The 7,244-nt window shown below is 74.1% G+C and carries 8 protein-coding genes; 2 read left to right on the forward strand and 6 right to left on the reverse strand.

Annotation, left to right across the window (positions count from 1 at the left end; translation table 11 throughout):
• Positions 1–567: MFS transporter (locus ACWEVO_RS24835; RefSeq protein ID WP_452309921.1), on the reverse strand; the 567-nt coding region annotated here is incomplete at its 3' end.
• Positions 568–928: 361 nt separating this feature from the next.
• Between ACWEVO_RS24835 and ACWEVO_RS24840 the strand changes: the two genes are divergently transcribed.
• Positions 929–1,462 (forward strand): GNAT family N-acetyltransferase, encoded by a 534-nt coding sequence (locus tag ACWEVO_RS24840; RefSeq protein WP_452309922.1) that lies wholly within the window; start codon positions 929–931, stop codon positions 1,460–1,462.
• Between the two features lie 43 nt (positions 1,463–1,505).
• Here the strand turns inward: ACWEVO_RS24840 and ACWEVO_RS24845 are convergent, their stop codons facing one another.
• The 3 genes from ACWEVO_RS24845 to ACWEVO_RS24855 all read right to left on the reverse strand — a co-directional run bounded on the left by ACWEVO_RS24845 (position 1,506) and on the right by ACWEVO_RS24855 (position 3,807).
• The gene (locus tag ACWEVO_RS24845) at positions 1,506–1,664 is read right to left on the reverse strand and encodes a hypothetical protein (protein WP_452309923.1); all 159 of its coding nucleotides are present in this window, start codon (positions 1,662–1,664) and stop codon (positions 1,506–1,508) included.
• A complete protein-coding gene (gene rpsD, locus ACWEVO_RS24850; protein ID WP_452309924.1) occupies positions 1,661–2,272 on the reverse strand; it encodes a 30S ribosomal protein S4 in 612 nt (203 codons plus the stop codon). The genes ACWEVO_RS24845 and rpsD overlap by 4 nt, the downstream gene beginning before the upstream one ends.
• A gap of 86 nt (positions 2,273–2,358) precedes the next feature.
• The gene (locus tag ACWEVO_RS24855) at positions 2,359–3,807 is read right to left on the reverse strand and encodes a M20/M25/M40 family metallo-hydrolase (protein WP_452309925.1); all 1,449 of its coding nucleotides are present in this window, start codon (positions 3,805–3,807) and stop codon (positions 2,359–2,361) included.
• Between the two features lie 119 nt (positions 3,808–3,926).
• Here ACWEVO_RS24855 and ACWEVO_RS24860 point away from each other — a divergent pair, with 119 nt between their 5' ends.
• Positions 3,927–5,225: an NAD(P)/FAD-dependent oxidoreductase gene (locus tag ACWEVO_RS24860; protein ID WP_452309926.1), complete on the forward strand. Its 1,299-nt coding sequence runs from the start codon at positions 3,927–3,929 to the stop codon at positions 5,223–5,225.
• 6 nt (positions 5,226–5,231) lie between these two features.
• Here the strand turns inward: ACWEVO_RS24860 and ACWEVO_RS24865 are convergent, their stop codons facing one another.
• Positions 5,232–6,362 (reverse strand): AI-2E family transporter, encoded by a 1,131-nt coding sequence (locus ACWEVO_RS24865; protein WP_452309927.1) that lies wholly within the window; start codon positions 6,360–6,362, stop codon positions 5,232–5,234.
• 42 nt (positions 6,363–6,404) lie between these two features.
• On the reverse strand, positions 6,405–7,193 hold the full coding sequence (locus tag ACWEVO_RS24870; RefSeq protein ID WP_452309928.1) for a spermidine synthase: 789 nt from the start codon (positions 7,191–7,193) through the stop codon (positions 6,405–6,407).
• Positions 7,194–7,244 lie beyond the last annotated feature (51 nt).

Here is a 7,244-nt window from a genome sequence, read left to right on the forward strand (position 1 = left end):
GGCCACCAGCAGCGCGGCCAGCCCGAAGGTGGCCGCGTCGACGCCGAACGGCAGCGCCGCCGCCAGCACGAAGAGGTACGCCCCGAGCGGCTTCGCCGCGAACTGGTTGCCGACCACGAAGGTCGCGTACAGCCGGCTGTTGGCCTGCTCCAGCAGCTCGGCCGGCACGACGGCGGGCAGCAGCGCTCCGGACGCCGTGTCGGCCAGCGTCTCCCCGACGCCGGTGAGGAAGAACGCCAGGCAGATCAGCGGCACGGTGGCCACCCCGGCGAGCACGGCCACGGCGAGCGCGGCCAGCACCAGCCCCCGGCTGAGGTTGACCGCGACGACCAGCCGGCGACGGTCGACGCGGTCCACGATCGCCCCACTGACCAGGGCGAACAGCAGCCAGGGCAGCTGCGGGGCGAGGGTGGCGGCGGCCACCGCCGCCGGATCGGGGGTGAGCGAGGCGACCAGCAGCGGGCCGGCGACCATGGTGACCCCGTCGCCGAGGTTGGAGATCGCGCTGGCGGTCCAGAGCCGGTGGAAGTCGGGGCCGAGCCGGCCGGTGGGGACGGTGGTGGTCATGCCGACCACCGGGCAGGGGTACGCGATCCGGGCACGACGGGGTGCCCGGACGGGTTGTCCGGAAACACGAGGAACTCCCTCGGAAGCGATGTGGTGGCGTACGCACGCCAGGACGCGACGACCCGCGCGGGGGCGGGTCACCTGTCCGCTTCGCGGCGAGGGGTGGTGTCGAGCGGGCCGGCGGACGGGCCGCCGGTCGCGCGGGTCAGGACACCGTGGCCCCGAGCGGCGAGGCGGAGACCAGCACCGTGCCGAGCAGAGCAGTCCTCATGATCGACCTCCCGTCGTTCCGCCCCAGGGTAGAGCAAGGTCGATCTTCTCGGTGGACACCGGGGCGTCGGGTGGTCGAGAGTTACCCACCGTGAGATACCTGCGCGCCGACGACCGGGTCGGTATCCGACGCCCTCGACCCGCCGACGAGGCGGAGTTCATCGCGGCCGCCCGGCGCAGCCGCGAGCTGCACCACCCGTGGCTGACCGCCCCGGACGACCCGGAGCGGTACGCGGCCTACCTGCGCAAGATCAGGCGGTCGACGGACAGCGGCTTCCTCTTCTGCGACCGGCCCACCGGCGGGATCGCCGGGTACGCCAACATCAGCGGCATCGTGCTGGGGGCGCTGCGCGGCGGTTACCTCGGTTACGCCGCCTTCCTCCCGTACGCCGGCACCTGGCACGCCTCGGCCGGCGTCCGGCTGGTGATCGAGCACGCCTTCAGCGCGCTGGGCCTGCACCGGCTGGAGGCGAACATCCAGCCTGGCAACGAGCCGTCCAAGCGGCTGGCGAAGCGGCTCGGGTTCCGGCTGGAGGGCTTCTCCCCGGACTACCTGTTCATCGACGGCGCCTGGCGGGACCACGAGCGGTGGGCGATCACCGCGTCGCAGCCCGGGCAGGAGTGAGCGGCGGTCACCGTGCCGGCGGCCGCCGCCCCTGTCCCTCGACTCAGCGTCCCGGCCCCCGGGCCGGCGGACGCTGGCCGGTCAACCGTTGCGCCTTCGCCTCCTTCTGCTCGACGCGCCGGCGCTGCCGCGGGGTGAGCCGCGGGCTGCCGCGCTGCTGGTGGTAGTTGGACACGCGACGGTCGGACGGCAGCATGCTCACAGCGGGCTCCCTTCGATCGACTGGACGGCGAGCGGGATGTCCCGCAGCGCCGGTATCTCCTGCCGCTGCGGCTCCCGGGTCAGGGTCGCGGTGCCCCGGTCCGACCGCACCTCCAGGTAGGGCGGGGTGTCGCCCTCCGCGTGGCCGGCCATCGCGACCGCCACCGGGGCGCGGCACTGCCGGTCCGGCCGCACCTGGATGGTCTGCCCGGGGCGGACCAGGTAGGAGGCGCGGTTGACCTTGCCGCCGTCGACGGTGAACGTGTTGTGCGTGACCAGGTCACGGGCCTGGTCGATGGAGCGGGCGAAGCCGGCGCGGTGCACGAGCGCGTCGATCCGCTGCTCCAACTGGCCGACCAGGTTCTCCGCCGAGTCGCCGGGCTGGCTGACGGCCGCCACCAGGGCCCGGGCCAGCTGCCGGTCCCGCAACTCGTAGCGGGCCCGCACCTGGTGCCGCGCGCTGTCGTCCAACCAGGGACCGCCGGGGGCCGGCCGGGGGCCACCGCGTACGCCGACGGGATGCCGCTGCCGGCGCATCCGGTAGCCGTACGCGGGGTGCAGCGGGAACACGTCGTCGGGCGCGGGTCGTAGCGTGGTGCGGACCGCCATGTCGTTTCCTCCCTCGCTCTCGCGGTCCCCCCACGGTCCGTCGGGACCGGGTGAGCCGGCCTCACCCGGTCCGGACGACCGGGCCGTCAGCTTCCCGGCTTCGGGAAGGCCACCGGGCTGCGGTGCCCGTCCCGGTCCACCGCCCGCACGCCGAAGAACACGTTGTCCTTGGACAGGTCGATGGTCACCTCGGTGACGTCGCCGACCGAAAGCACCTTCTGCCACTCGGCCGCGGTGGTCTCCCGCCACACCACCTCGTAGCCGGCGAGGTCCGGCTCGGTCCCGCGCTGCCAGCGCAGGGTGGTGTCGTTGGTCAGGTTGGTGGTGACGATGGTGACGCCCTTCGGGGTGCCCGGGGCCTGGGCGAGGGACCAGAGCGTCGCCCCGTTGACCCGGGCCACCCGGGTGATGTAGTCGAAGTCGCAGAACTCGGGCAGGTCGCCGTACTGCACGCCGTCGACCACCCGGACGTCCTGGTGCTGGTGGGCGAAGTCCTCGTTCGGCTCGGTGAACCGTCCGGCCGGCCAGCCCTCACGCAGGAACGAGATGTGGTCGCTGCCGCGCAGGTAACGGTCCCGCCGGTAGATCACCCGCACCCGCATGCCGGTCGCCCCGTTCTCCGCCACGTCGCTGACGAACCGGGCGAGCTGCCGGGACGGCGAGTCGTTCTCCCCGCCGACGGACTGCCGGACGCTCGCCTCGGCGGGGGTCTCCGCCGTGGGTACGCCCTCGGCGAAGAGCCGCACGCTGCGCGGGTCGCGGGTGCCGTCGTCGGCGGTGCTGCTGCCGACGATGTCGTTGCTGAACATGCCCTGCACGTCCACGCCGGCCACCTTCAGCTGCTGCGCCAGGTACGCCGAGCCGTACAGCCCCTGCTCCTCGCCGGCCACCGCGGCCAGCACGATCGTCGCCTCGGTACGCCGGGTGGCGAGCACCCGGGCCAGCTCCATGACCACCGCCACCCCGGAGGCGTCGTCGTCGGCGCCCGGGGCGTCGCTGACCGCGTCCATCACGTCGGTGCAGCGGGAGTCGTAGTGGCCGGTGATGACGTACACCCGGTTCGGCGCGGAGTCGCCGCGCAGGGTCGCCACCACGTTGGTGATGGTGGTGGCGGTGGGGATCCGCGACGCGGGCTGCTGGACGTACGACTGGAGGGCCACGCTCATCCGGCCGCCGGAGGCGGCGGCGTACCCGGAAAGCTGGGCGTGGATCCAGTCCCGGGCGGCGCCGATGCCCCGGACCGGGTCGTCCTGGCGGGACAGCGTGTGCCGGGTGCCGAACGCGGCCAGCCGGCGCACGGTGGCCTCGATCCGGTCCCGGTCGATCTCGCGCAGCAGCGCGTACAGCTCGGGGTCGGGCGGCTGCGGCCGGACCGCATGGCCGGGGCCGGGCGGGCTGACCGCCTCCTCGGCGGCGGCCGGGGTGGCGGCCAGGGGTGCGGCGATGGTGGCGGCGGTGGCCGCGGCGGAGGCGGTCAGGAAGGTGCGCCGGGTCGGCCTGGTGGGCGGAGTGCCGGCGGTCTTGTGGGTACCCATTCGGGCATCCTCGCTCCTGTCCGTGAGATTTGTCCATATAGCCTCACGTGGATGAGGTCGCTCGCGCCCGGCCGAGCGGGGCACGTTTGTCGAGGTCGTCGACGGGAACGGCAGCGGGCATGACGAAACCTCGTGTGGTGATCGTGGGGGCCGGGTTCGCCGGATACCACGCGGCGAAGACGTTGAGCCGGATGGCCGGCAAGCGGGCCGAGATCGTCCTGCTGAACACGACCGACTACTTCCTCTACCTGCCCCTGCTGCCCGAGGTCGCGGCGGGGGTGGTCGAGCCGACCCGGATCGCGGTGCCGCTCGCCGGGACGCTGGACGGCGTCCGGGTGGTGGTCGGCGAGGCCGACCGGGTCGACCTGCAGAACCGCTGGGTCGGCTACCGCTCCATGGAGGGCGACTCGGGTCAGCTGGCGTACGACCGGCTGGTGCTCTCCGTCGGCAGTGTCAACAAGCTCCTGCCGATCCCGGGCGTCACCGAGTACGCCCACGGCTTCCGTGGCCTGCCCGAGGCGCTCTACCTGCACGACCACGTGGTCCGCCAGATCGAGTTGGCCGAGCTGACCGACGACCCCGCCGAGCAGCGGGCCCGCACCACGTTCGTGGTGGTGGGCGCCGGCTACACCGGCACCGAGGTCGCCGCGCACGGCCAGCTCTACACCGACCGGCTGGTCGCCCAGCGGCCGCACCTCAGGATCCGGCCGCGCTGGATGCTACTCGACGTGGCGCCCCGCGTCCTGCCCGAGCTGGACCAGCGGATGTCGACCACCGCCGACCGGGTGCTGCGCCGGCGCGGCGTGGACGTACGGATGGGCACCTCCGTCTCCGAGGCCACCCCGGACGGGGTGATGCTCACCGACGGCGAGTACGTCCCGACGTGCAGCCTGATCTGGTGCGTCGGGGTGCGCCCCGACCCCTTCGTGGCGGAGCTGGGGCTGCGTACCGAGCGGGGCCGGCTGGTGGTCGACGAGTACCTGAACGTGCCCGGCCACCCCGAGGTGTTCGCCTGCGGCGACGCGGCGGCCGTGCCGGACCTGACCCGCCCCGGGCAGATCTGCACGATGACCGCCCAGCACGCCCAGCGGCAGGGCAAGCTGGCCGCGCACAACATCGCCGCCTCGTACGGTGACGGCGTCCGGAAGCCGTACAAGCACCACGACCTGGGCTGGGTGGTGGACCTGGGCGGCAAGGACGCGGCGGCGAACCCGCTGAAGGTGTCGCTGTCGGGCCTGCCGGCGAAGGCGGTCACCCGGGGCTACCACCTGCTGGCCATGCCGGGGAACCGGGCCCGGGTGGGCGCGGACTGGGTGCTCGACGCGACGCTGTCGCGGCCGGCCGTGCAGCTCGGCCTGGTGCCGGCGCACGCGGTGCCGCTGGAGAGCGAGTCGCCCGAGGTGGTGCGCCGCCGCTGAGCCCGCTCAGCCGCCGGCCGGCGGTCGGTCGTCCGCGGGGCGCCGACCGCCGGCCCGCTGCTGCTGGTCGCCGGTCGAGCCGTCCGCGGTCGTCGGCACCGGTACGGCGCGCCGGCCCCCGGGGGCGAACTCGCGCAGCAGGATCTGCCCGATGCTGGCGGCCGGGATGGCCAGCAGCGCCCCCAGCAGCCCCGCCAGGTCGGCGGCGAGCAACCCGCTGACCAGCACGGTCAGCGGATTCAACCGGACCGCACGGGCCATGATGACCGGGGACAGCAGGTGGTTCTCGACCTGCTGGTAGATCACGAAGGCCACCAGCACGATGATGCCGGTGGTGGGGGAGTGCACGAAGCCCGCACCGGCCGCGATGATCGCGCCCAGGGTGGCTCCGACCAGCGGGATCAGGTCCACGATGGCGACCAGCAGGGCGATCACCGCCGCGTACGGCACGCCGGTGAGCACGAGCAGCAGGAAGGTCAGCCCGCCGAGGAGCAGGCTGATCAGGAGGTTGCCGCTGAGGTAGCCGGTAATCGCCCGGGAGCTGCCCCGGCCGATGCGCCGCAGCCGCTCGGCCGCGCCGTCGTCGAACAGGGCCAGCGTGCCGGCGATGATCTTCGGGGCCTCCAGCACCATCAGGTACGCAAGCACCACCACCGTGACCGTCCCGGCGATCGTCTCCAGCACGCTGCGGAGCACCCCGAGGGCGGGTTGGCTGAACCGCCCGGCGTAGTGCCCGAGCTGCTCCGCGTTCGCGTACCGCTGCAGGTGGAACCGGTGCACCAGCTCGCCGAGGCGGCCGTGGCCGGCCTGCACCTCGCGCAGCAGTTCCGGCGCCTGCTCGACGAACCGGCTGACCTCGCGCGCCAGGGGCAGCACGATCGCCGCGCCCAGTGCGGCGACCAGCACGAAGGTGACCGCGAAGACCAGCAGGGTGGCCAGCGCCCGACGCCGCATGAACCGCCGTTCCACCAGGTCCACCAGGGGCTTCAGGGCCACCGCGAAGAACGCCGCGATCAGCACCCAGACCAGCACCCGGCTGGTCGCCCGGATCAGCGCGAGCAGCACCACGGTGGCCAGCACCAGACCGATGACGATCAGCGTCCGCCGCGCGGTGGACCGGTCGTCGGCGTCCTTCATCCGGCGCGGCTACCCGCGCAGAAGGGAAGGAAACACCGCCGTTCAGCGCTCGGCGAGGCCGGCGTCGGTCGCCGGGCGGGTGCCGGCGACGAACGCGGTCAGGCCCGCGCCGTGCAGCACCCCGCCGGGCACCGGGTCGCCGGCCGCGCGGGCCACCAGCCGGCGTACCGGCAGCCGGTCGGGCCGGCGGGCGGCGGCGAGCACGAGGTTGCCGTAGCGCCGCCCGCGCAGCATCCGCCGGTCGGCGACCAGGCACACGTCGGCGAAGACGGCGCGCAGCGTGGCCACCTGGGTACGGGAGAAGACCAGCGGCGGCAGATCGGTGACGTTGACCAGGTAGATGCCGTCCGGCCGGAGCACCCGGGCCACCTCGGCGGCGAACTCGACGCTGGTCACGTGCCGGGGCATCCGGGCGGCCCGGTAGACGTCGGCGAGCACGAGGTCGTACGCCTCGGCCGGCGCGTCCGTCACCATCTCCCGGGCGTCGCCGATCGTCACCTGGACCGTGGCCGGCACCGGGGGCAGCTCCCGAGCGACCAGGTCGACCACGGCGGGGTCCCGCTCGACCACCCGTTGCGCGGAACCGGGGCGGGTGGCCGCCAGCCAGCGGGGCAGGGTGAGCGCGCCGCCGCCCAGGTGCAGGGCGGTCAGCGGCCGCCCGGGCGGGGCGGCCAGGTCGACCACGGCGGCCATTCGCCGCACGTACTCGAAGTGCAGGTGCCCCGGGTCGGCCACGTCGACGTACGACTGTTCGACGCCGGCGGCGAGCAGCGTACGGCCGGTCGGCCGGGCCGGGTCGACGACGATCTCCAGGCGGTCCGCGCTCCCCACGGCGGGCAACGGTACCGGTCCGGCCCCGGGCCGGTGGGCACCCCGCCCGCC

This window comes from Micromonospora sp. NPDC003776 (assembly GCF_053605645.1).

Excerpts from the sequence above, each read along its gene's own strand:
- rpsD (WP_452309924.1), bottom strand. The coding sequence starts at position 2,272 with ATGGCGGTCCGCACCACGCTACGACCCGCGCCCGACGACGTGTTCCCG.
- ACWEVO_RS24855 (WP_452309925.1), bottom strand. The coding sequence starts at position 3,807 with ATGGGTACCCACAAGACCGCCGGCACTCCGCCCACCAGGCCGACCCGG.
- ACWEVO_RS24860 (WP_452309926.1), top strand. The coding sequence starts at position 3,927 with ATGACGAAACCTCGTGTGGTGATCGTGGGGGCCGGGTTCGCCGGATAC.
- ACWEVO_RS24865 (WP_452309927.1), bottom strand. The coding sequence starts at position 6,362 with ATGAAGGACGCCGACGACCGGTCCACCGCGCGGCGGACGCTGATCGTC.